Consider the following 23,331-nt stretch of genomic DNA (forward strand, 5'->3'; position numbering starts at 1 on the left):
TTTATTTATGATCTGTTTTTCTTTATTCTTCGGAACCATAGCACAACTACGGCTAGTGTGATCTGGATCTAAAATGACGGCTGATGAAAAAATTCTGATTAAAGCACCTAGAAGCCATAAGGATGGCCATCTTTTTGAGGTACATGAATCCTCTGCAGATTGGGTAGAGCAGTACCAACATTTCAAAGGGGTGACCAAAAGCATCTTAGAGTTGCTTAATCTGATCTCATTGCGAGGTTTCAGCAGCAAAGATGGATTGGTTTCAACCACAGAGATTGTGGAAGCGACGGACGGACAACTCACTCGTGCAGCTCTGCAACAACGCTTACGTGCAGCAGTAAACATTGGTTTGTTTACTCAAACTCCAGTGCGGTTTGAAGAAGGACTTGCTGGTAAGACGATGTTACATAAGTTTGTTAATCCTAATCAGCTTATTTCAGTGTTGGGTGCAACAAGTCTTGTTACAGACAAAGTACGCCAAAACGAAAAGCAAAAACGTTCAAAAGCATTGGCTCAAACCCAAGTCAACAAGCGTTTGTTGAATGAACATGGGTTGAATACCCCTCCAACGATGAAAGATGAAGCCGATCAATTTGTCGTGTCTCCAACGAATTGGGCTGGGATCATTGACCAAGCACTTGCACCACCAAGAACTCGAAAAAGTTATCAGAAATCCATGGTGTCGATCTCTGGTACCAAAGCGGTTATTGAAACGCGATCATCCAAAAATATCATGACCGTGGATGATCTGATGACCTTGTTTGCTCTGTTCACATTGACCGTGCAATACCATGATCATCACAAAGATCAGTATCAACTCGACGCAGCACACGTGCCGAACAAGACGCCGTTATACATTACTGATATTTTGTCGCTTCGAGGCAAAAAAGACAGTGGTCCAGCACGTGATTCTATTCGCGACAGCATTGATCGTATTGAGTTTACCGATTTCCAGCTGCATGAACTTACTGGTCGTTGGCTAAGTGAAAACATGCCAGAAGGATTCAAAAGTGATCGTTTTCGTTTTCTTGCTCGAACCATCACTGCATCTGAAGAAGCGCCTGTAGAGGGAAGCGATGGTGAAATTCGTATCAAACCAAACTTGTACATTTTGGTTTGGGAGCCTTCGTTTTATGAAGAACTATTAACGCGTGATTATTTCTTCTTGTTCCCACCAGAGATCTTGAAGCAGCATACTTTGGTATTCCAACTGTATTCTTTCTTCCGTAGCCGCATGGTGCGTCGTCATACTGACTGCATGCTGCTGAGTGAATTAAACCAGAAGCTGGCACGCAACATCGAATGGCGACGATTCTCGATGGATTTGATCCGAGAGCTGAAGCGTTTATCGGATGGTAAGGGAACGAATGAGCTGTTTGTGGTGAATTTGTGGGGTTATCACCTGACGATCGAAACTATGATCGAGAATGACAAAGTGATGGACTACCAGATCGATATTAAATGCGATGTGGAAGAAGTCTTACGTTATTCACGTGCGCGAACAACCAACGCAGGAAAGCGTAACATGGCGCCTACGCTGCCAAACCCACTTCGTAATGAGATGGTTACCCGACAACAGCTTGAAGAGCTCTCAGGCATCATAGACGGCGAATTTGAGCCTATCCAACGCAAAGCGCCATCTCCAAGAGGGAATTTAGGCCGCCGCGTGAAGCAAAGAAAACACCTGGTAGAGATCAATGCAGACGAGATCACCATTACTTTATCTAAATATACCTCACCAGAGGCTCTAGAACGCAGTATAACGGCTTTATCTGCGATGACAGGGCACTCGTATGCCTCAATCAAAGAAGAGTGTTCTGATTACATAGAGAAGCTTGATTGGCTAAGGGTAGGGGATGAGCCAATTCCTTATGAGACATTAAGCAAAACCGTCGAGCTGTTTAACACTCAAAATGATATCAAGCATCTTACCATTGAGCGCTTGATTGCTGGATTAGCGGTACGTCGGAAGGTGTGCCGTCAAATCTTCGATGGCCACATGGATGAAATGGTATTCCGCGCTCTGGATGAAATGGCGATTTAAAAGCGTTGCTTGATACACATCAAGCAATAGGCGTGGCGTATTGATTTGAAATGTAACAATGTCTTTCGATGATAAAAAACAGACTTAACTCTAACAAATCACTGACATTAGGAGCCAAGCCTGAGACTACTATTTATCACGAATAGACAACCTTTTGTCCTTTCTGATGATTAATAGATTGGCTCATATTGTTACATTCATTCTGAATAGACTTCGCGAGTTTCTCCTCAGGAAACTCGCTTTTTTTTACCTCAAATTCCTCAAAGTAAGCCTTGATCATTTTTCCAGATTAATGAGATAAACCTTGATCATGCTTCTTGGCTTCATTCCAGTGTAAAGAACGCATCAAAGCAACATGCGACTCGATCAAGTTATATGCTTGTTGTTGCCACTCATTTTGATCGCATTGCTGATTACAAAACTCTAACGCTAAAACGGTAAGGTGCTGAAGTCGCTTTAAACACCAATCTTTGATCAGAATATCGGTCGATACCTGACATGCCGCTTGCTCGAGCTTTGCGTTCGTGTAAAGCAAGGTTTGATACGCTTTTTGAGGATCTCGGTACCTAGCATGTTGAAACACACGTAAACAACCGTCTAGCCAGCAAGCAATCGCTTTGCTTTGAACTTCGTTCAGTTCTGGGCCAAACACGCCGTCGGGCGCTTGATATAAGATCGCTTCCAGTTTTTCAACTTGATCATGCTTCCGATGTTCATACCACATGGCGATTTGATCTTGCCAAGTCCTCAATTCCATTACGCAGCCTCAGTCCATTGTTTTACATAGTGATTGGGTCCTATTTGATCAAATTCGTCGACAATGATGCTGCTACGACTACGAATTTCATCGGCATCTATCGAATAGTTTGGCTCACTTTTCACTAAGTTACCAAAAGGAAGATCTGGATCGGGAACGGCTGAAATCAATAGTTTGGTGTACGGGTGCTGCGGATTCTTCAGTATTGAGTGTGTATCACCCCATTCAACGATTTGCCCTTTGTACATCACAGCTGTTTCTTCCGCGATGTAGTGTGCGGTCGCCAAATCATGAGTAATGTACAAAAAGCCGATTCCTAGCTCTTGCTTCATGCGCTGCATTAGATTCAGTACCCCGAGGCGAATGGAGACATCCAGCATCGATGTTGGCTCATCCGCAAGAATGATTTGCGAACCGACGGCGAGAGCACGTGCTAAGTTTACTCGTTGACGTTGTCCACCACTAAGCTCGTGAGGAAACTTATTTAATGTCTCTTCAGGTAGTTCCACCAGCTTTAAAAGCGCTTCCAAGCGGGCAGGAATGTCACGCTCGCTTTTGATTTGCTTATGAATCTTTAAAGGGCGTGTGAGATGATGGCGAATGGTATGAGTTGGATTGAGTGAACCAAACGGATCTTGAAACACCATTTGTACTTTACTGCGATACTCTTGGAGCGCTGAACGTGACGTAATCTCATTGATATTAGTGCCATTGAAAAGGATCTCGCCTTCTGTTGCCGGATAGACTTTAGTGATCAAGCGAGCACACGTACTTTTACCGCAGCCTGATTCTCCAACCAAAGCCAGCGTTTTTCCTGCATACAGATCAAAGCTCACGCCTTGGAGCGCACGGAAGGTTTCCTCTTTCGCTAAACCACCGCCTACTCTGAATTCTTTAATCACGTTTTTCATTTGGATGATAGGCTGATTCATGATTACGCTCCTGGTCGCTCTGGTTGTTTGTGGACGTCGTGGATGTTTGGAAAAGAAGCCCATAGCTTTTGTGTGTAGGGATGTTGAGGATTATTGCGAATTTCGTATGCCTGATTGACTTCGACGATTTCTCCATGCCGCATGATGGCAATGCGATCACACAATTGGCTCATCAGCGCCAAGTCGTGCGTAATAAAGAGTACTGAGAAGCCAAATTCATCTCTAAGCTGATAGATTTGCTGTAAAATCTCCCTTTGTACCACCACATCTAAAGCGGTTGTGGGCTCATCCATAATGATCAGCTTGGGGTTCAAAGACAAAGCAATAGCAATCACCAAGCGCTGACGCATTCCACCTGAAAATTGGTGAGGGTATTCCGTTAACCGTTCTCGTGGAATATTGACCAAGTCCAATAGTTTTTCTGCTCGATCTTTCGCTTGAGCGTTGGTGAGTCCTTGGTGATGACGCAATACATCTGCGAATTGCTCTTGGATTGTTAAGACAGGGTTGAGTGAGTTCATCGCGCTTTGAAACACCATGGCGATTTCACTCCACCTCAGAGCGGTTAGATCAGAATCTGAGAGGCTAAGAATGTCTTTGCCATCAAATAATATTTTACCGCCAGAAATGAACGCTGGCGGCTTATGGAGACGATTAATCGAGAATGCGATCGTGCTTTTGCCACATCCCGATTCACCAGCAAGCCCAAATACTTCCCCTTTGCCGATATCGAAGCTGACGGATTTTACCGCATTGAAATCACCATTATCGGTGATGTAATCGACGCATAAATCTCGGATCTGGATGACCGGATTATTGTGGTATGCATGATTTAAGTTAATACCATCCATATAAACACCTTACCAATGTAAAAGATAATTATTATCATTATCAGGTGTGATGGTTTTTAGAAAGTGGCAAGCGGCGAATCAGTGAAGTGACTCGAAAGTTAGGCGAAATAAAAAGTGGTATCCGGCGTTGTTAATGAGGTCAAGGAAGACGAGAATTGAGAGCTGGATCAGCACACTTTTCTTAGGGGGAATTACTCAAATCTAATCGTAAATTTGCCCCTTGGCAAAACTTAAATGATGGATCTATTAAGGAGTTAACGAAAGGGCGGGAGGGGTCACATTTCCCTACAGTTTTTCTTACCACCTCGTTCCTGTTTTGCTATAGATTACGCATCGAAAACATGGTGTGTTCGGAGGAAATATGTCCATTAATTCTATCGACCATGACGAGATGACCAACATCGCTCACAAATGGGAATTACCTGATGAAGAAGCCGTTGTGAAGCCTGAGAAAACAGTGAAATCAGCAGAAGCCAGAAGACGCATTGAAGCGCTACGTGAAATCCGTGAAAGTGGATTGACCATTGAAGAAGCAAGGGAGCTTGGCTTGATACACTGATTGCTCTAGTTTGGTATAGCAATCCATAGGGTAGTCGTCGGGCTGCCCTTTTTATTTTTCGCTCCATTTTAGCCATAGCGTCTCACTACAACATCTCACATCTCTTTATTTTTCTTATCCAAACGTTCTAATTCACCTCTCTTTCACCTAAAAAGTTCTAGATCCAAACTCATTTTCATCTGTGTAGAAGTTTGACAATCTTACCTAGCGTTACTAAAAGATATATCAATAGCGATATGCTTTTTGTTGATTATCGCGACCACAAAGCAAGGAGCGCGAGTATGGTTGACCAAATCCTTTTTTATGAGCCCGATGAGCCCCACGGTTTTCTTTCCAATTTTTGCCATGCCCCAGTCAATATATCCTCCCAAACTTGGCCCACCAGCGAACATTATTATCAAGCCCAAAAGTTCCTCGATGCGCAGTTACAAAGCAAAATTCAACACGCGAGCACTCCCGATGAAGCATTCGCCTTAAGCCGAAAATACGAACATTTCGTCAGAAATGACTGGGAGGATATGAAGCTGGCCGTTATGGCTTTCATCGTTAGAGAAAAGTTTCTGCAAAATCCACCTTTAGCGCAGCAGTTAATGAGAACGGGTAACGCTTGTCTTACAGAGCATTCTCACAAAGATGCCTTTTGGGGGGATGGGGGAGACGGTAAAGGAGAAAATCATTTAGGAGAAATTCTGATGAACGTTCGGGCTGAGCTGAGACATGTCGAGCCCTACAATCTCGTGAAGTTCATCGATAAAGCCAAATTGCCGACCCAATGGGGCACATTTATGATGTATGGCTTCGTTGAAACTGCCACGAACAAAGAGCATCTTGCCCTCGTGTATGGAGAGCCTGCAAACAGCGCTGCACCGCTTATTCGGTTGCATTCGGAGTGCCTTACTGGCGATGCCTTGTTTAGTACGCGTTGCGACTGTGGTTTTCAGCTCAACAGGGCGCTACAAAATATTGTCGAAGAGGGATGTGGTGTACTGCTTTATTTGCGTCAAGAAGGACGTGGTATTGGCTTGATTAATAAAATTCGAGCTTATCACCTCCAGGACGATGGCGCTGATACTGTAGAAGCCAATGAACGTTTGGGCTTTGCTGCCGATATGCGTGATTACGCATTCTGTAAAGGGATGTTAGAGCATTTGGGCATTGATGCGGTGCGACTAATGACGAACAACCCACGTAAGCTGGCTGCGTTAAAAGCGGTTGATATCAACGTCATTGAGCGTGTGCCCTTGCAAGAAGGTAATAATCCGAGCAATCAACACTACTTGCAAACTAAGGCGAGTAAATTAGGGCACATGTTTGATCCTAAGTTTGTCAATCACACCAAGTAAAGCATCATCTATGTCTCAATAGATGAAAACGCCAACGATACTATCGTTGGCGTTTTCATTCGTTAGGTCATTTATTGATACCTTTGAATGATCTCATCAATTTCGCCCGATGTTTTTAACTCAGCCAAACGTGTATTAATGTAGTCCTGAGTTTCTGGCTGCATTTGGGGCGAAAAGGCCAAATAGATTGAGTAGTCAGGGATAACTGAGTCGAAAGATTGGATCTGAAAATCTTCTAGCGACAAATTGAGGCGTTTTAAGTTGTACATAACGCGTGATTCCATTTCGACGAAGGCTGCATCTCCTGGTGTTCGGGTTATCACTCGATATGCGGCATCATAATCTTTAACGCGTATTTCATTCACACTACCACCCTCAAAGAATGGGATTAAATTCGGATAATCAAAACCGAGTAGTAATACGATAGATCGGCCATGCATGGTGTCCATATTCTTGAACTCTAACGGTTTCTCACTACTCGATACCAATACATGTTTTACAGTGTAAATGGGCTCTTCAGACAAGTTTTCTGATTGCACCTTGCCCCAGTTTGGGCTGCCGTAAGTTAGCCAGTTTGGTTCGCCACCTTCTTCTAATATGGAAATCATTCGTTTAAACGGATAAGTGTGATAATTCACCTGATAATCCGATTCAGCGAAAATGGCACTGACGATGTCAGTCACAATCCCGGAATGCATTTGCCCCTGTTGTTCTATTTGAAATGGCCTTGCTTGGTCGGCGATAACGTAATAGTTCACTTCAGCGGCAGTAGCATAAGTTCCTATCGCAATAAAACTAAAAGCCAATCTAAGTAGAAGTCTTTTCATCATATCCTCGATTATTATTTGCGCGTGGCTATATTTAGAGTAGCGCAAGTTTATCGGAGCGATTTCATATGGATGAAAAAGAGCGATCTCAACGTCGATTTAGTATCGGCAACCAACTTATGTTGGCGGTGCTAACGTTGAGTTTAATCTTTACTGTCATCATTTCCGCTGTGAGTTTATATCGAGTTTTTAATGAAGATTTAGCCCATTTGCACGTCGAGCTAAAGCAGGTCGAATCCAGTTACTTATCGAGCTTTTCTGCCAGCTTATGGGTGGAGGATAGGGAGCTGTTACTCACTCAAGCAGAGGGTGCAATGCGCATGCCCTCTGTGGATTATTTACGTATCGCTAATGAAGATGAAGTTATCGTCGAATTGGGCACCGCTCTTTCTGAGGATGTCGTAGAAAGAAGTTGGCCGATGCAATATCGTGTTGGTGATAAAACCTATGATCTGGCGACATTGACTGTTCAGGCGGATCTGAGCTCGATTTATGAAGATCTTTGGCAACAATTTTTTTTCTTGCTCACGACAGAAGCGATCAAGATCCTATTACTCATAATTGGCGTGCTTTGGGTCGCCTTCCGCCTCTTGGTCAATCCTCTCCAACTGCTTTCTGGCGCCGTGAGCGATTTTAGTGGCGGGAAGGTCCCAAGCAAAGTTACGCTCCCAAAGCGTTGGTGTTTTGACGAAGTGAGTGTGTTGGCGGAGAAATACAACCGAAGCGTTGAGAAAGTCCGTGAACATCAGACTGAACTTGAAGAAGAAAGAGATAGAGCGGAAGTCGCCAACCGCAAAAAAAGTGAATTTCTTGCAACCATGAGCCATGAAATTCGAACACCGATGAATGGCATTATTGGTGTCGCTTCATTACTGGGTGACACCAAACTCGATCCTCAGCAAAAAGAGTTTGTAGAGATCATCGATAGTTCTTCTCACTCTTTAATGACGATCATCGACGATATTCTCGACTTTTCTAAAGTCGAAGCAGGTAAAGTCGAATTAGAAAATGTAAGCTATGATCTGCGCCGTATTTTGGATGATGTGATCAGCTTACATACCGTCAAAGCCAAGCAGAAGAATCTGCAATTGCTTAGCGATATTGATCCTCACTTGCCAGCGGAAGTGCAAGGTGATGCTGCACGCTTAAAACAGGTATTGAACAATTTGTTGAGCAACGCGATCAAATTTACTGATCGTGGTCATGTGAAGCTTCTTGTTGAGTTAACGCGTCAAGAGCATGATGTCGCCATGATTCGATTTCGCGTCGTTGATTCTGGCATTGGTATTGCGAAAGAGAATCAACAAGCGATCTTCGAACGTTTCCAACAAGCCGATGGCAGTACAACCAGAAAGTACGGTGGTACCGGCCTTGGTTTGGCGATTGGTGCTCAGTTGGTGAACTTAATGGGAGGAGAAATCCAGCTGACAAGTGAGTTGGGGCTCGGTAGTTGTTTTGAGTTTTCGATTCCAGTTGTAGTAAAAGCACGGTCTACCTACTCGGAACTACCTAATGTTTTGACGTTTCCAAAAGTTGAAGATAATGAAACCAGCCTCCAGCATGACAATCAACCTTGGGTATTGATTGTTGAAGATACCATCGTAAACCAGAAAGTCGTGCGTATTATGTTGGAAAAGCTCGGCGTTCGAGTGAGCGTCGCAAATCATGGTGAAGAAGCGCTTCAGCTATGTGAGAAGCAAGCTTTTGACTTGGTGTTTATGGATTGCCAAATGCCAGTGATGGATGGCTTCATTACTACTGAGCGTATTCGACAAATGGGAGAGTGGGGGAAACACGTTCCTATTATTGCGTTGAGTGCCAATGTTATTAAAGAAGATCAACAACATTGCTTTGACGTCGGTATGAATGAGTTTGTCGCCAAACCTGTGACCAAAGATCGGTTGCATCAAATATTCGAGCAGTTTTTACCAAAAGCGCTGAAAATCAGTGCGGGTCCCAAATAGTTAACTTGAAATTGATCAAGTTAAGTGCGTTTCTATTCTGCAATTGTAACTCTGTATGCTATAGTGCGCGGCTAGTATTTAAAGTACCTTGAGGCTGTAAATGTCGTTCAATCTATCCCTATTGCCGCCTGATGAAAAAAACAAAATCGAACTGGATAAACAAGCGTCGTTTTTGGTTTGGAAGCTCAGAGAGGCCAAATCTGGTCCTGAAGCAATAGAAGAACAGTTGTCCAAGATTAACGATGCTGATGAAAAAGCGTTTTTTCAGCAATCGGTCGAAAAGTACAAACGAGTAATGGGTGTCGCTTAACGCGAATCGTGACAACGGTATAAAACTATGTGGCGAATGAGGTAACCTCCCCATTCCTTTGCTAAGCGAAATTGAAAAGGTTTCGCTTTTTGCTAAAATCCTTCGCATTAAATTTGAATTTAGAGAGACATCCCGATGGGAAGAAGTTTTGAAGTGCGCAAAGCCTCTATGGCGAAAACTGCAGGCGCGAAAATTAAAGTTTATTCCAAATACGGTAAAGAAATTTACATGTGCGCGAAAAACGGCGGTAGTGACCCAGACATGAACTTGTCTCTTCGCCACCTGATCGCGAAAGCGAAAAAAGATCAGGTACCAGCGCACGTTATCGACAAAGCACTAGACAAAGCGAGTGGCGGCGGTGGTGAAGATTACCAACCAGCGCGCTACGAAGGCTTCGGCCCTGGCGGTACTAGTGTTATCGTTGACTGTCTGACCGATAACGGCAACCGTACTTTCCAAGATGTACGCCAATGCTTTGTTAAAGTTGGTGCGAAAATTGGTGTTGAGGGCTCAGTTTCTCACATGTTTGATCACCAAGCGGTATTCCAGTTCAAAGGCGACGATGATGAAATCATCCTAGAAACGCTAATGATGGAAGATGTGGACGTAACTGACGTTGAGCTAGAAGACGGTGTGATCACTGTATTCGCTCCTCATACAGAGTTCTTCAAGACGAAAACAGCACTAAATGGTGCGTTCCCAGATCTAACGATCGATGTGGAAGAAATCACTTTCGTTCCTCAAACTCACACTCCAGTAGCGGGTGAAGATGCTGAGAAGTTCCAGAAATTCTTAGATCTTCTAGATGACTGTGACGACGTTCAGCAGGTTTACCACAACGCAGAGCTATAATTTCTTAGCTTCCACCGTTGTAAAAAGGCTTCCCGAGGGAAGCCTTTTTTGATCACACTCTTTGCTAGCAGCATTATGCGTTGCGATATTTGGAATAACACAGTGACATGATCACACCAAAGCAGATGCCTTGCGTCAGCATGGCCGTGCCGCCGTAACTAAAGAACGGCAAAGGGCTTCCCATTACTGGCAACAAGCCGCTCACCATACCTGTATTGATAAAAGCATACAGGAAAAAGCTCATCGCTAATGCGCCACTCACAAGCCGACTAAAAAAGTGGTCAGACTGACATGCAAGCAACATGACGCGCGCGGTAATAAACAAGTACAGTGCGAGCAAGACTAAACTACCAACAAAACCCCACTCCTCGGCATAAGTCGAAAAAATAAAGTCCGTATGACTTTCTGGAATAAAGCCAAGTGTTCCTTGCGTAGCATTCATCCAACCTTTGCCTTTCATTCCGCCGGAGCCTATCGCAATTAAAGATTGGATGATTTGGTAGCCCGAACCTAACGGATCCGACTCCGGGTGCAAGAACTGAGTAACGCGGCTTTTTTGATACGTTTCCATGACGAAGAACCACAAAATTGGCGCCAACGTTAATATACTCGCGACAAAGCCACCGATTATTTTCCAGCTCATGCCAGCTAAAAATAAAACGAATAAGGCGTAAATGACGGTAAAAACTGCACCGTCTAAATCCGGTTGTAGCGCGATTAACCCAGCAGGAATCATTGTGATGAGTAAGCAGAATGCGATTTTCCTACTATCTGGTCTGCCACCTTCAATATGTAGCATCCACGCGATCATGATTGGAATCGAGAGTTTGATTAGCTCCGAGGGTTGAAAGCGAAAAAAGCCAATATCGAGCCAACGTTGAGAGCCATTAGTACTATCGCCAAACAAAGCGACAGCAAGTAGCAGCGCAACCGCAATAATGTAGAGATATGGAGCTGAGCGTTGATAGCTAGCGGCGGGAATCGATGACATGACCAATATACAAACCAAGGTCAGTCCGCAGCGTGCTAAATGCTTGAAGAGCATGGCCTCATTAAAGCCACTGGCACTCCAAAGTGTTAGTGTACTCAATAGCATGATCGGAATGATCGCCATCAGCAGTGGCAAATCGACCCTGGGGAAAAAACGCTTATTCATTTTCTACGACCTAATAACGCACCCAGTTCGAGCGCGAAAACAACCAGAACTCGAGTGTTCGAACTATTCCGATGCTAAGAATCCTATTTGGAAATAACAGACACCATGCAAAGGTGTGTATGAGAGGAGCGTCGATGTCGTCTGTTATGGGTAAGCTGCTTGGAAAGCTGTGGAATGGATAAATACACTAGACGCAGGTTTTAAGCCAGTATTTTTATTCCTATTGTGGTGAAAGACAGATGCTTACAAACAAGCTGGGATAAATGTTCTCTTTAAGGATGGAATGTCATTCATCGCAGCAAACAACCGTTCACTCCACATAACTGCCATTGGTCGCATGCAAAAGCAGCGTGCGATCTTCTCCATTAATCTGAAACTATCAAATCACGTTCAACTAAGGACAGTACATGATGGTTTCTCAATCTCGCTCAATCAAAGCTCTTAAACTGGCAAGTACGTTTATCGCCGCATTTGCACTTAGCAGCAATTTGGCTCTGGCTAACCCAAGCGAGCGTACACTCAGTCAATTCAACCAAGCAGCGCAGGGTGATTCTGGTTTGGTTGATACCGTTTACGGCGAACTATCCAAACAACTCGAAGAGCAGGGCGCAACGCCGGTGACCTTGGTGTATTTAGGCAGTGCGGATACGTTGCAAGGTCGTGAGGCGTTTATGCCTTGGAACAAGATGAAGTTCACCGAGCGCGGTCTTGCCACAATCCAAAAGGGTTTGGATTTAATGGCGAATCAGCCAGTACCACTGCAAGAGCAACAACGTTTACAAGGCTTGCCGGAATACCAACTAGCCACCGCCATGGCAGCCACCACCTTTACTTCTCTACCTGACATGTTCAATCACTTTGAGCGTGGCTACGAGCTGTACCTTTCTCTGCTCGATGAACCGAGTTTTAGCCAGCAACCTTTCGCCGCAACGTCTTGGATTTATCGCTACGCCATTGAAGCAGCACTACGAGCTGAAGATGTTCAACAAGCCAAAACATGGTTGGCGCAAATGGAGCAGTTAGGTGATAGCAATCTAGAAACGCAAACCGCGAAAGCGTTGCTAGCGAAATATTAGGGAGGCGTCATGATCGTATTTAATCAACTTAGCCGTGATTACGCCCTTGGTAGCCAAACGGTACGTGCATTGCGAGACGTGTCTGGTGAAGTGTTTGCCGGCGAAATGGTGGCATTGTGCGGACCGTCTGGCTCAGGCAAAAGCACCTTACTTAACGTGCTTGGCATGCTGGATACTCAATACCAAGGTCAGGCGACATTTGCAGGCAGCCCATACCCAACCGGACAAATGCAAGCGGCGAAAATGCGTCGTGAGAAGCTTGGCTTTGTGTTCCAAAAATTCAACCTTGTTCCCGTGATGACGGCGTTAGAGAACGTGGCGTATCCGCTACACCTCAACGGCTTTTCAAAAGCAGAGCAAACCGAGCTCGCCACACAAATGCTAGAACACGTTGGCTTGGGCGAGTTTATTCATCACATGCCAGACAACCTATCAGGCGGTCAGCAACAACGCGTGGCAATTGCTCGTGCGTTAGTACATAAACCAGCGTTGGTGATTGCTGATGAGCCAACCGCAAGCCTTGATAGCCAAACTGCCAACAAGGTCATCGACATTATGAAAGGGCTCGGACACGAGCTTGGTACCACTTTTGTCGTCGCTACACACGACCCTCGTATGGCATCTCGCTGCGATCGAACCATTGAGTTAGTGGATGGCAAAATTACCCAAACGCACGCGAGTGTGGAGGAGGTTTCATGGGCAAGCTAATTCCCGTTTCGGTTCGCCTTGCTTGGTTGAACCTGCAACGCAATCGCCGCCGCAGTTTGTTGTCGATGCTGATCATCGCCATTGCCGTGTTTGCCTTAACCAGTGCGGGTGGTTTTGGTCTGTACACCTACGACAGTTTGAAAGAGTCAACAGCACGTGACACGGGGCATCTGACGTTAACCACGCCAGGTTACTTCGCTAAAGAAGAAGAGATGCCACTGAGTAACGGGTTAACTCATGCGGACGACATCACCAAGCAATTGATTGGCTTGAATGAAGTGCGAGGTGTGCAGCCTCGAGTTGAGTTCAGCGGTTTGATTTCCAACGGCAACAAGTCCTCGATCTTTATCGGCATTGGCGTTAACGAGCGCGAATTCGATATGAAAGGACCGTTTTTGGATGTGCGCGAAGGGCAGACGCTGTCCAACATTCATGCATCGCGTTATGACCCAGCAGAGCCAGAAGTGATGCTCGGCGTTGATTTAGCGAACAACCTAAGCGTGCACGTTGGCGATTGGATTACCTTGCTGGCGACCACAACCGACGGTGCTTTGAACGCATATGACTTCAAAGTTCGTGGCATCTATTCAACCGGCGTGCCTGAGCTTGATAAACGCCAGCTGTACGTACACATCAACAGCGCGCAATCGTTGCTAGGTTCAGACAAAGTCAGTGCACTATCTGTCTTCCTGTTTGATACCAGTTTAACGAGCCAAGTCGAGCAACAAGTGGCTTCGGTTCTGATTAAACAAAAGCAGAACTTTGGTGATCAAGATATTGAAATTACGCCTTGGCAAGAACGCGCGTTCTTCTATCTCAAAGTGAAAGATTTGTACGACCGTATTTTCGGCATCATGGGGGCAGTGATGGCGCTGGTGGTCTTTGTTGCGCTGTTCAACACCATGACCATGTCGGTCACCGAGCGTACCCGTGAAATTGGCACCTTGTCAGCACTTGGTAGCTACCCTCGCGAAATCATTGCTGGGTTCTTGCGCGAAGCAGGGTTACTTGCGGTGATTGGCAGCTTAATCGGCGCTTTGTTTACTGCGTTAGTTACCGTCTTACTGATGGTCGTGGATGTGCAAATGCCGCCACCGCCAGGGCGTACAGAAGGTTACCCATTAACGATTTACTTCTCTTGGGAACTGGTGGCTGTCGCAGGATTCGCAGTATTGATGATTTGTTTGATTGCGGCGTTTTTCTCGGCACGCAAAGGGGTGAACAAGCCAATTACGGAGGCACTGATTTATGTTTAATTTCAAATCACTATTACCAATTGCATTGCTGACGGTAACTTGCTTTGCAAGCATCAATGCCAGTGCGAATGAAACAGCGCTAGATGCACAGCAAGTTGCGCAATTGATTGAAAAAGCCGACAGCTACCGCTTGCAAGATGATTCCTCCAAAGTGGTGTCACTGGTGCGCTTATATCAAGACCAAGAATTAGATAAAACCCGCCTTTACCACGTGTACACGCGTCCAAATCGTGAATCGTTGGTGGTGTTCAAATCGGCAGTCGAAGCTGGACAAAAGATGCTGATGATGGGCGATAACTACTGGCTGCAAATGCCAAAGAGCCGCCGTCCGATTCGCATTACGCCAATGCAGAAGCTGCTTGGTGAAGCGTCTATCGGCGACATCTCAACCCTGACGTGGAGCCAAGATTATCAAGGTGAATGGAAAGCGACAGAAACCGTTTCGGTGAACGGAGAGAGTGTTGCGGCTTATCACCTTGCCTTAACCGCGAAAACCAAAGGGGCAAGCTATCAGAAGATCGATTTGTGGTTGTCTGAGCAAGATGCGTTTCCAATTAAAGCTGATCTCTACTTGCGCTCTGGCAAACTCGCCAAGCAAGCGCAATACGGACGTGCAAGCGACAACGGTGAAGACTACGTCAGTGAGATGACCTTGCTTGATAGCATTCAGCCGAGCAAAAAGACCGTTATCGAGTATCAAGAAATCGTGCCTTGGCAACTGGATAACAAGTTCTACAACCCAAGCTATTTGCCGAAAGCCAACACGACTCAGCTTTAGCCTGAGCTTTGTAAAGAGAACCATGAAAACGAGCAAGGAAGTCACATGAAATCGCACCAGCCTAACCTTAACAAAAGCACCAGTTTGTTGATTGCTGCCTCATTGTGTGTGGGCGCGTCAGCCCCTGCTTTTGCCAATGATGAACTGAGTTTTGAGTGGGATTGGGCTGTCAGTTACGAAACGGCCAAGCAGCGTGACAGCGCATTTATACAAGCGCAGAGCAGTTCTCGTGATTCACTTAATGCACTGTTGGATGTGCAGGTGAATTATCAGAACTTCAGTGGCTTGTTTGCTCTGTACAGCCAAGGTTTGTACCTAAATCAACAAGGAGAGAGTGAGTGGTGGAGTGAAGCTGATAACCAACTGCTGATTCGAGAGCTGGCTTGGCTAGGAGAGTGGCAAGTCGGTGATACCACTTTTGATGTGAGCTTAGGTAAGTTGCGCGTGGATTGGGGCGCGGGTTATGGCTACCGACCTTTGGATCTGTTTAAGCCTTATCGACAAAACCCGGTTGGCTTAGTCGCAGAAGAGGGCGCGGGCGTGTTTTCACTTTCACACTATGACATGGCAGGCGAGTGGACCGTCATTGCGACCGATTCAAGCTGGGGGCAACAAGACCAAAGTGCACTTGATCAAGCCGCAGAGCAACAAGGTGTTGGTATTCGTCGTTATGCGCTGGTGGGTGATACCGAGTATCAACTTATTGGTTATTACGATGATGTGCGCCGCGGTTTACTTGGCGCCAGTGCCATCGCCGTGTGGGATGAATCCATCGCCATGCACGGTTCCATGCTGTGGCAAAAGCAAAGTGTCGGCTATCAGTTTCAGCAAGACGATCTTTACCAACCTGTTTCGGTTGAGGAGCAGGGCAGTGCATTTCAAGCCTTAATTGGATTGAACTGGGCAAACCAAGCTGGACACAACGTGATTGCTGAATATTGGTACGACAGCAGAGCATGGTCGAAAAGCGAATGGCAACAAGCAATAGAGCGTGGTGAATTACTCTCTCAGATCCCTGATCCTAACAACTCTTTGTTGGCTAGCAGCGCTCTACTTGCGACAAGCTATGCCCAAGGGTTTCAGCATGCCAATATCGTTCAGCATAACGTAATGCTGCAGTGGAGTTGGGATGTGGAAGCGTGGGCTGCATGGAACGGTAAAGCGGATATGGGCTGGCTAAGTGATGTAACCCCTACGTTGGATGTGATGTTGTCGCCACAAGATGGTGGTGTGATTATCACGCAGTGGCTTAACTACCAATGGATTGATACTGGCGATCAAAGTGTAGAAGTGGAAGTTGCCGCACGCTTTTTAACCGGAGACGACCAATCTGCTTACGCACAAATCAATGATAAGCATATGATTGTATTTAACATCAAAGGGAAATTCTAAATGTATTCAGCTAAGTTAATGGTAGAAAGTGGATGGCTACGCAGTGTGGTTGTCACGACTTTATTCTGTTTGTTTATCTCGGTAATGACATTGTCTGTTTGGGGGGGGCCTTACTATGTGCATGTATTGGTGAGCTTTGGTTTTGGTTACTCCGCCTTGTTCTTCTCTTGGTTAGTCGACAAGTTGTTTCCTAGCATCCCTCGTAGACTAGAAATTGCTTTGTCACTGACCGCCTGTTTGTTGTTTGGCGTCATTAATGCGCAGTTTTGGCTCGGTGAATACTTCGGCATTTCGGGCATGCTGCCAGTGTTGCTGATGGGCTTGTTATTCAGCGGCATGTGTTACTTTTATTTCCACTCACGAGAGAAAGAAGCGATTGCTCAGCGTGAATTAGAGAGTATCAAGCGTGAAAAGGCAGAGCAAGAACGTGCACTGTTGTTAAGTCAGCTTAAGCAGATGCAAAGCCAGATTGAACCACATTTCCTATTTAATACCTTGGCAAATATCAGCGCGTTGATGTCCCAGGACGTTGATAAGGCCAAGCAGATGTTGGATCAACTTACCTCACTATTACGTACGACGCTAAAAAGCTCACGTGAAGAGCACACCACGATTGAGAATGAAATTGCCTTAATTGAAGCCTACTTGAGTATTCAGAAGATACGTCTGGATGGACGTCTAAGCTACAAAATTGAAGTAGAAGACGGTTTAGGAACAACAGAACTGCCACCGATGATGTTGCAACCTTTGGTGGAGAATGCCATTGTTCACGGTATTGAGCCAAAGCGAGAAGGCGGCGAAGTCAGTTTACTCATCAAGCGCGAACAACAGAACTTGCAGATTGAAGTCAGAGACACAGGTGTTGGCTTGAATCACGTGAGTGGACACATGGGCTCTGGCGTGGGTCTAAGTAATCTCAAGCAGCGAGTTGAAGCTTTGTTCGCAGGGCAAGGAGAGGTTTCTATCAGTGAGTCTGCTCAGGGTGGCGTTTGTGTTCGCCTGAGTTGGCCAATGGAATCGTAATCAAGGAAGAAAGGAATGAATACAGGGTTTACAGCCATTATTGCTGATGATGAACCGCTATTGAGGCGTCATCTTGATAAAAGCCTAGCTGAAGTGTGGCCAGAGCTAGAGGTGATAGCCAAAGTCGCAGATGGTGAACAAGCGTTGCAAGCCATTGAGCAAAACCAACCTGACATTGCGTTTCTTGATATTCGTATGCCAGTTTTGGATGGCATGACATTAGCACAAAAGCTCAATCAACTCGCCAATCCACCTTTGATTGTGTTTGTCACCGCGTACGATGATTACGCCATCAAAGCTTTTGAGCAAAATGCTGCCGATTATTTGCTTAAGCCTATCTCGGATGAGCGCCTCCTGACGACGTGTGAAAGAGTGAAAGCACGCCTTGCTAAGCGAACACAAGAGAGCAGCAATGTGCAGATGAGCAGCCTGTTAGAGCAGTTGCATCAATTATCCGCGCCACAAACGCCGCAGTATTTACAGTGGATTAAAGCGACGCAAGGGGAAGATATTCATCTGATCGCCACGTCTGATGTGTTGTATTTCAAAGCGGAAGAAAAATACGTTTCTGTGTATGCCCAACAAGGACAAGGCAAAGTGCAGGAGTATTTGATTCGTACATCGTTGAAAGAGTTGATAGGGCAGCTTAACCCAGAACAGTTCTGGCAAGTGCACCGTTCAAGCGTGGTGCAAGTGTGCAAAATTAACAAAGTAAACAAAGACTTTGCTGGAAGAATGTTTGTGCATGTTGGAGAAACTAAGCTCCCTGTGAGTCGTGCATCTCAAAGTTTGTTCAAAGGGATGTAATCGCTAGAACTGCTCACTCTTTACACTGTAAACTCGCTGCTCTTAACCTACATTATCAAGGAAGATAAATGAGTTATCGCGTAACCCTGTTAAATGCGACGGGAGAGTTGTCTCCAATCTCTGAGTATTTGCATCAGAAACTTGATGATCTGAGCTCACTACTTTCTAGTTACTTTGATCTAAGTAACAACGATTTAAGTAACATCGATTTAAGTAACGTCGACCTAACCGTTAGCCCGTTTGATCGCAATGACGTACCGCAGATGGGGATTGGTGGCTATTGCTTAAGCTCCTATCGTGTAGAGATTCTGCTTGATACGCAACGTGCTGATATTAAAAATGTTATTGAGAGAGAACTGGCTGCGGTGTTAGCGCATGAGTTGCATCACCTGTTCCGTATGCGAGCAGGAGAGAATGGCGTTGCACTTGGTGATGTGCTGATTATGGAAGGGTTAGCTTGTCATTTCGAACGTAAGGTGAATGGTGGCGTCACTCCGAGCTTGTTTGAGAACATCAAAGATCAAGATTGGCGTCCTTTCTATGCTGAGATGAAAGACAAGCTGACCAGTTTAGATTACAACTTCGATGCTTACTTTCTTGGCAGTGATGAAAGCCGCTGGCCGAAGTACATGGGGTATTGGGTCGGGTACAACCTTGTCGCGGAATATCTGGCTGATTTTCAGGGCTCTGAGCTGGATTTGGTTGGAGCAAAAGCCGAGCTTTTCTATCAATAACTCCGTTACTAAACTTAAACTAATAAGCTGAGCCTTCAAAACAAAAAGCGCCTAAGTCATAAGACGTTAGGCGCTTTTATCGTTTTATAGTGACGACTTCTTCGAAGAGGCGAGTGTGCTTATTCGCTGATCGTCACCTTCTCAATAATGATTGGATCGCATGGCACATCATCATGACCAAGCTTAGAAGTTGTTTTCACTTTCGCGATGCGATTTACGACATCCATACCCGCGGTCACTTTACCAAATACCGCGTAACCCCAGCCTAGGTTGGTGGTTGCGGTGTGGTCTAGGAAATCGTTGTCTTCCAAGTTAATGAAAAACTGTGCCGTTGCAGAGTGCGGTGCATCGGTACGCGCCATTGCGATAGTGCCAACAAGGTTCTTTAGACCACGGTTTGCTTCGTTTGCGATTGGGGCGCGTGTTGGCTTTTCTGCCATGTCTTCGGTGTGACCGCCACCTTGGATCATAAAGCCGTCGATAACGCGGTGGAAAATGGTGCCGTCGTAAAAGCCATCTTCACAGTATTTTTTGAAGTTCTTTGAGCTAACTGGCGCTCGTTCTAGATTCAATTCAATTTCGATGTCACCGAAATTGGTGGTCATGATAATCATCTGGTTTTGCCCTTATGGGTGCTTAGTTGGCGGCATTATAGCTAAGTCGCTTGAGGATAGCAGAAATAAAAACAGCGACGTTAAGGCGTCGCTGTTTCTACTATTAAGTATGGTTAAGGAAGTTAAACCGTGAAGCGTCCCACCAAGTCGTAAAGCTCGTTGGCTTTGTGATTGAGGTTTTGGCTGCCCGAGCGATTTTGATTGGCAAGGTGCGCCGATTGACTACTTTGCTGAGAAATGACTTCGATGCGTTGTGAAATCTCTTGTCCAACTTGGCTTTGCTCTTCGGTCGCGGTAGCGATCAGCGTGTTCATGTCCATGATATTCGCAATCGCTGCTTGAATATCTTGCAGCGCAACCGATGCAGCACGTGCTTCTTCTACTGTCGCTTCGCCACGTGCTTGGCTAGATTCCATCGCTTTTACTGCGGCATCCGATCCAGCTTTAAGTTGATCGATCATCTTGTGAATGTCACCTGTGCTGTCCTGAGTGCGGCTTGCAAGCTTACGCACTTCATCCGCGACAACTGCGAATCCGCGTCCTTGGTCGCCCGCTCGTGCCGCTTCAATGGCGGCATTTAGCGCAAGCAAGTTGGTTTGTTCAGCAATATCTTGGATGACTTCAAGTGAGGATGAGATGTTCTGCACGTCACTCTCTAGACGTGAAATTACAGTGCTTGCTTCAGATACCTCATTTGCTAGCGCTTCAACGGAGTTAGCGGCGGAGTCCACGATGTGCTTCGCTTGTTGTGCGTTGTCATCGGCGTTTTTAGCGGAATCGGCGGCTTGGTTTGCATTGCCAGAGATCTCGTGAGCGGTGGCCGTCATTTCTGTCATTGCGGTCGCGACTTGTTCCGTTTCCTCACGTTGACCTGAAGCCAATTCATCCACTTGTGAGGCGCGTTGAGACATGTTGTTAGTTTCTGATACTACCTCTTGTCCGACATGGCTGACGCTCTTAATAATTCCTTGCAAGCTCTCAACGAAGATATTGAAGTTATGCGCGAGCTGCTTAAATTCTGGCACGCTAGATTCTTCCATACGCGCGGTTAAGTCGGCGTCACCTTGCGCGAAAGATTGGATTGAGCTGTCAAACTGTTCGATAGGGCGCATAATGCTACGGTTGACGAGTACGGCAAAAATGGCCACGACAACGGCAATAGAGACACAAAACATAGCAATAGCGGCTAAGGTATTGTTTAGCTCATCGTTTGCTGTGTTTTCCATCTCTGTAATGATCGCATCGATATCATCAGTATAAAAACCTGTGCCAATCATAATATCCCACTTGGGAATGAAGATGGAGTAGCTGAGTTTTGGTAATGCTTCGGTTTGCCCTAACTTAGGGAAGTAGTAGGTTGTGAAGTCACCCGTTTTGGCGTTTTTCAACAGGTCTTGGATCAGGTAGTTGCCTTTTTTGTCTTGAAGGTTATAGAAGTTTTCTCCAACCCCTTTGTTGTTTTTTCCGACAACAACACGCACGCCTTTTGAGTCGTACGCAAAAATATAACCTGATTGGCCGAACTCTAGCTCTTTGAGCACTGGAATAGCTTCTTGCAATGAGGCATTACGATCCAATAACGGTTTGAGTGCGGAATGAGCCATCTGCACATAGTTTTTCAGTTCCGCTTTCTTCATCGCCATCATCGTCGTGTGCGTATGATTGATTTGTTGTTGGTTGTAGGTACTGGTTTGGAGGTAGGTAAACCACATCATACCCAAAGCAATCGTTAACACGGGAATGATGGAAAGAATATAAAGTCGCTTTCTTATCGTTAGATTCATAGGTACTTCCTTACGTCTCGGCGCAGCGTTACAAACTGGTAAACTTCAATAGCTTTACCAAATAAAAGTGTTAATAATTATTTTTGTACTGATTGCAGATTAACCGAGTTGGCGGGTGAGAAGTACAGGAAGTTGGTGATCGTGGACGAGAGAGACTCACATTTTTAAGCAGGATCACAATTAGCGAGAGCATTGGCCCGAGTTGCAGCGGGAGCTACCAGTAAGCCAGTATGAGACACGATACCTATTGTTGGCAAAGCGCAGGTAAAGCCAGTCTGCAATTGGCTTGAGTAATGGCCAACGTAGTGGAGCATATAGCCAACCTCGTCCTACCAACTGCCATGCTCGGTGAGTCACATCAAGACCAAGTATCAGTTCATTGTTGTCATTCAGCGCATGCAAAATCGTATTGGCTTTTTGCGCGTCTATCTGTGGGTAATCAGAAAATTCATCGCTGTAGATATCGACAATTTTTATCGCTTGTTTTACATCTCGTCGCTTAAGTGCGTGCATTTCTTTGGCGCACAGTGGGCAAGTTCCGTCATAAAATATGGTGAGTTTTGTCATTGCGATCGTCTTATTATTTGATTTGTCTTACTGAGTTCTACGTGGCGATTTTTCTTTTGGTTCATTATGTTGCAGGTAGTGGTTCCAATTCGCGCGTATGTTCTCGTAGTTGTATTGGCAAAAGTCTTTGCGATCACGTAGGTAGTCTTTTTCAACTTCATCGAGAAGCGACTTGTACTGTTCCGGATCACTGCCGTACACCAAACATAAGGTAGAGAAGTAGCGTTGCAAATCAAAACTGTGCTCATCAATGTACTCACCGAAGTCGTAGTAGTCCGGTCTGTCATCGGACTCAAATGCGAACATGTCGGCGGCGCTAATGGCCATCTCTGCGCCATCTTCTAGGAAGTCAATCATTAAGATCGTGGCAAAATTATCGACGGCATCTTCTTCTTTTCCGAGAATAGGGATGTTTTGATCTTCGATGTAAGCATGCCCGGCTTCATGAAGCAAGGTGTGTAATAACGTATCTAACGCCCCTGTTTTTGGGGATTTTCCAAGGCGTTCTTCATACTGGTTATTGGAGAAGTAATTGAGTGATTCCAAATAAAAAGTGTAGGGAATGTGTATCGTGTGCGTATCGGGATCGTACATTGGGCCATCTTCTCCGCCGTAAACCAGTGTGAGTGGTTTGCGAAATGGAAAGTGGATCTGAGATAGCTCAAGAAAAATTGGGTTTACATCGCTGTTTTGGATAGATTGCAGGGCGATTTTTTCATGGGTTGTTTCCACGGGAGAATATTCAATACGGATATTTTCCGCTGCAGTGGCAGATGAGATGGCACAGAGTAATAGCACAGGGAAAAGCGAATGAATTTTCATGTAGGGCTCTTGTTATTTGAATAACTTACATAAAAATTATACATGTTTTTGTGTGATGCATAATTGGGATTGTTTTTATCACCCAGAATCGGGTAGTTAGCCTCGAAAGACTACCATGACAACACCGTACATTTTGGTTGCTGGGCCCTCCAGAAAGCCTATCAAAACACGTTTT

The 23,331-nt window shown here is 45.4% G+C and carries 23 protein-coding genes; 14 read left to right on the top strand and 9 right to left on the bottom strand.

Annotated elements, in window-relative coordinates:
- The first annotated feature begins 73 nt into the window (after window positions 1-73).
- Window positions 74-2,044 carry a replication initiator protein RctB domain-containing protein gene (locus F7Y48_RS15795; protein ID WP_258507752.1) on the top strand — a complete coding sequence of 657 codons (1,971 nt, stop codon included), beginning with the start codon at window positions 74-76 and terminating at the stop codon, window positions 2,042-2,044.
- A 289-nt stretch (window positions 2,045-2,333) separates the two neighbouring features.
- Here the strand turns inward: F7Y48_RS15795 and F7Y48_RS15800 are convergent, their stop codons facing one another.
- From F7Y48_RS15800 to F7Y48_RS15810, 3 genes are read right to left on the bottom strand one after another with little or no spacing between them, the layout of a single operon-like run.
- A complete protein-coding gene (locus F7Y48_RS15800) occupies window positions 2,334-2,801 on the bottom strand; it encodes a transcriptional regulator (RefSeq protein WP_316685016.1) in 468 nt (155 codons plus the stop codon).
- Entirely contained in the window at window positions 2,801-3,733 is a 933-nt protein-coding gene (locus F7Y48_RS15805) for an ATP-binding cassette domain-containing protein (RefSeq protein ID WP_065645233.1), read from the bottom strand. Before F7Y48_RS15805 ends, F7Y48_RS15800 begins: the two co-directional genes overlap by 1 nt.
- A gap of 2 nt (window positions 3,734-3,735) precedes the next feature.
- Entirely contained in the window at window positions 3,736-4,584 is an 849-nt protein-coding gene (locus F7Y48_RS15810; protein ID WP_182035912.1) for an ABC transporter ATP-binding protein, read from the bottom strand.
- A gap of 361 nt (window positions 4,585-4,945) precedes the next feature.
- On the opposite strand from F7Y48_RS15810, the gene F7Y48_RS15815 reads away from it, so the two are divergent.
- Window positions 4,946-5,143, top strand: a complete 198-nt coding sequence (locus tag F7Y48_RS15815; protein ID WP_005392088.1) for a PA3496 family putative envelope integrity protein — start codon at window positions 4,946-4,948, stop codon at window positions 5,141-5,143.
- A gap of 281 nt (window positions 5,144-5,424) precedes the next feature.
- The gene (ribA, locus tag F7Y48_RS15820) at window positions 5,425-6,486 is read left to right on the top strand and encodes a GTP cyclohydrolase II (RefSeq protein WP_316685017.1); all 1,062 of its coding nucleotides are present in this window, start codon (window positions 5,425-5,427) and stop codon (window positions 6,484-6,486) included.
- Between the two features lie 71 nt (window positions 6,487-6,557).
- Here ribA and F7Y48_RS15825 read toward each other — a convergent pair whose 3' ends face one another.
- The gene (locus F7Y48_RS15825; RefSeq protein WP_316685018.1) at window positions 6,558-7,313 is read right to left on the bottom strand and encodes an ABC transporter substrate-binding protein; all 756 of its coding nucleotides are present in this window, start codon (window positions 7,311-7,313) and stop codon (window positions 6,558-6,560) included.
- A gap of 68 nt (window positions 7,314-7,381) precedes the next feature.
- Between F7Y48_RS15825 and F7Y48_RS15830 the strand changes: the two genes are divergently transcribed.
- The 3 genes from F7Y48_RS15830 to F7Y48_RS15840 all read left to right on the top strand — a co-directional run bounded on the left by F7Y48_RS15830 (window position 7,382) and on the right by F7Y48_RS15840 (window position 10,439).
- Entirely contained in the window at window positions 7,382-9,277 is a 1,896-nt protein-coding gene (locus F7Y48_RS15830; protein WP_301571621.1) for an ATP-binding protein, read from the top strand.
- 100 nt (window positions 9,278-9,377) lie between these two features.
- Window positions 9,378-9,587, top strand: coding sequence for a DUF3283 family protein (locus tag F7Y48_RS15835; RefSeq protein ID WP_005374484.1), 210 nt, complete (start codon window positions 9,378-9,380; stop codon window positions 9,585-9,587).
- Between the two features lie 135 nt (window positions 9,588-9,722).
- Complete coding sequence (locus F7Y48_RS15840; protein ID WP_005392082.1) at window positions 9,723-10,439, top strand: YebC/PmpR family DNA-binding transcriptional regulator; 717 nt, start codon at window positions 9,723-9,725, stop codon at window positions 10,437-10,439.
- 73 nt (window positions 10,440-10,512) lie between these two features.
- On the opposite strand, the gene rodA is transcribed toward F7Y48_RS15840, so the two are convergent.
- Window positions 10,513-11,595, bottom strand: coding sequence for a rod shape-determining protein RodA (gene rodA / locus F7Y48_RS15845; protein WP_046875633.1), 1,083 nt, complete (start codon window positions 11,593-11,595; stop codon window positions 10,513-10,515).
- 407 nt (window positions 11,596-12,002) lie between these two features.
- On the opposite strand from rodA, the gene F7Y48_RS15850 reads away from it, so the two are divergent.
- The 8 genes from F7Y48_RS15850 (at window position 12,003) to F7Y48_RS15885 (ending at window position 19,369) form a co-directional block, all read left to right on the top strand.
- A complete protein-coding gene (locus F7Y48_RS15850) occupies window positions 12,003-12,671 on the top strand; it encodes a hypothetical protein (protein WP_316685019.1) in 669 nt (222 codons plus the stop codon).
- A 9-nt stretch (window positions 12,672-12,680) separates the two neighbouring features.
- Entirely contained in the window at window positions 12,681-13,379 is a 699-nt protein-coding gene (locus F7Y48_RS15855) for an ABC transporter ATP-binding protein (RefSeq protein WP_316685020.1), read from the top strand.
- Entirely contained in the window at window positions 13,367-14,635 is a 1,269-nt protein-coding gene (locus tag F7Y48_RS15860; RefSeq protein WP_193447588.1) for an ABC transporter permease, read from the top strand. The genes F7Y48_RS15855 and F7Y48_RS15860 overlap by 13 nt, the downstream gene beginning before the upstream one ends.
- Complete coding sequence (locus tag F7Y48_RS15865; RefSeq protein ID WP_042522314.1) at window positions 14,628-15,413, top strand: outer membrane lipoprotein-sorting protein; 786 nt, start codon at window positions 14,628-14,630, stop codon at window positions 15,411-15,413. The genes F7Y48_RS15860 and F7Y48_RS15865 overlap by 8 nt, the downstream gene beginning before the upstream one ends.
- Before the next feature lie 45 nt (window positions 15,414-15,458).
- The gene (locus F7Y48_RS15870) at window positions 15,459-16,805 is read left to right on the top strand and encodes a hypothetical protein (RefSeq protein ID WP_316685021.1); all 1,347 of its coding nucleotides are present in this window, start codon (window positions 15,459-15,461) and stop codon (window positions 16,803-16,805) included.
- Window positions 16,806-17,828, top strand: a complete 1,023-nt coding sequence (locus F7Y48_RS15875; RefSeq protein ID WP_176319888.1) for a sensor histidine kinase — start codon at window positions 16,806-16,808, stop codon at window positions 17,826-17,828.
- A 15-nt stretch (window positions 17,829-17,843) separates the two neighbouring features.
- Window positions 17,844-18,635: a LytTR family DNA-binding domain-containing protein gene (locus tag F7Y48_RS15880; protein WP_316685022.1), complete on the top strand. Its 792-nt coding sequence runs from the start codon at window positions 17,844-17,846 to the stop codon at window positions 18,633-18,635.
- Between the two features lie 68 nt (window positions 18,636-18,703).
- Window positions 18,704-19,369 (top strand): DUF2268 domain-containing putative Zn-dependent protease, encoded by a 666-nt coding sequence (locus tag F7Y48_RS15885; protein ID WP_316685023.1) that lies wholly within the window; start codon window positions 18,704-18,706, stop codon window positions 19,367-19,369.
- A 119-nt stretch (window positions 19,370-19,488) separates the two neighbouring features.
- On the opposite strand, the gene F7Y48_RS15890 is transcribed toward F7Y48_RS15885, so the two are convergent.
- The 4 genes from F7Y48_RS15890 to F7Y48_RS15905 all read right to left on the bottom strand — a co-directional run bounded on the left by F7Y48_RS15890 (window position 19,489) and on the right by F7Y48_RS15905 (window position 23,156).
- Window positions 19,489-19,983 (bottom strand): peptidylprolyl isomerase, encoded by a 495-nt coding sequence (locus F7Y48_RS15890; RefSeq protein ID WP_005374458.1) that lies wholly within the window; start codon window positions 19,981-19,983, stop codon window positions 19,489-19,491.
- Window positions 19,984-20,105: 122 nt separating this feature from the next.
- A complete protein-coding gene (locus F7Y48_RS15895) occupies window positions 20,106-21,767 on the bottom strand; it encodes a methyl-accepting chemotaxis protein (protein ID WP_182035903.1) in 1,662 nt (553 codons plus the stop codon).
- Between the two features lie 180 nt (window positions 21,768-21,947).
- Entirely contained in the window at window positions 21,948-22,334 is a 387-nt protein-coding gene (locus tag F7Y48_RS15900) for a thiol-disulfide oxidoreductase DCC family protein (RefSeq protein ID WP_005392063.1), read from the bottom strand.
- Window positions 22,335-22,361: 27 nt separating this feature from the next.
- Window positions 22,362-23,156, bottom strand: a complete 795-nt coding sequence (locus tag F7Y48_RS15905) for a DUF4344 domain-containing metallopeptidase (protein ID WP_258690012.1) — start codon at window positions 23,154-23,156, stop codon at window positions 22,362-22,364.
- Window positions 23,157-23,331: the final 175 nt, after the last annotated feature.

The organism is Vibrio sp. 2-1-2a (assembly GCF_032648565.1).
In the GTDB taxonomy this organism is placed as follows: Bacteria; Pseudomonadota; Gammaproteobacteria; order Enterobacterales; family Vibrionaceae; genus Vibrio; species Vibrio diabolicus.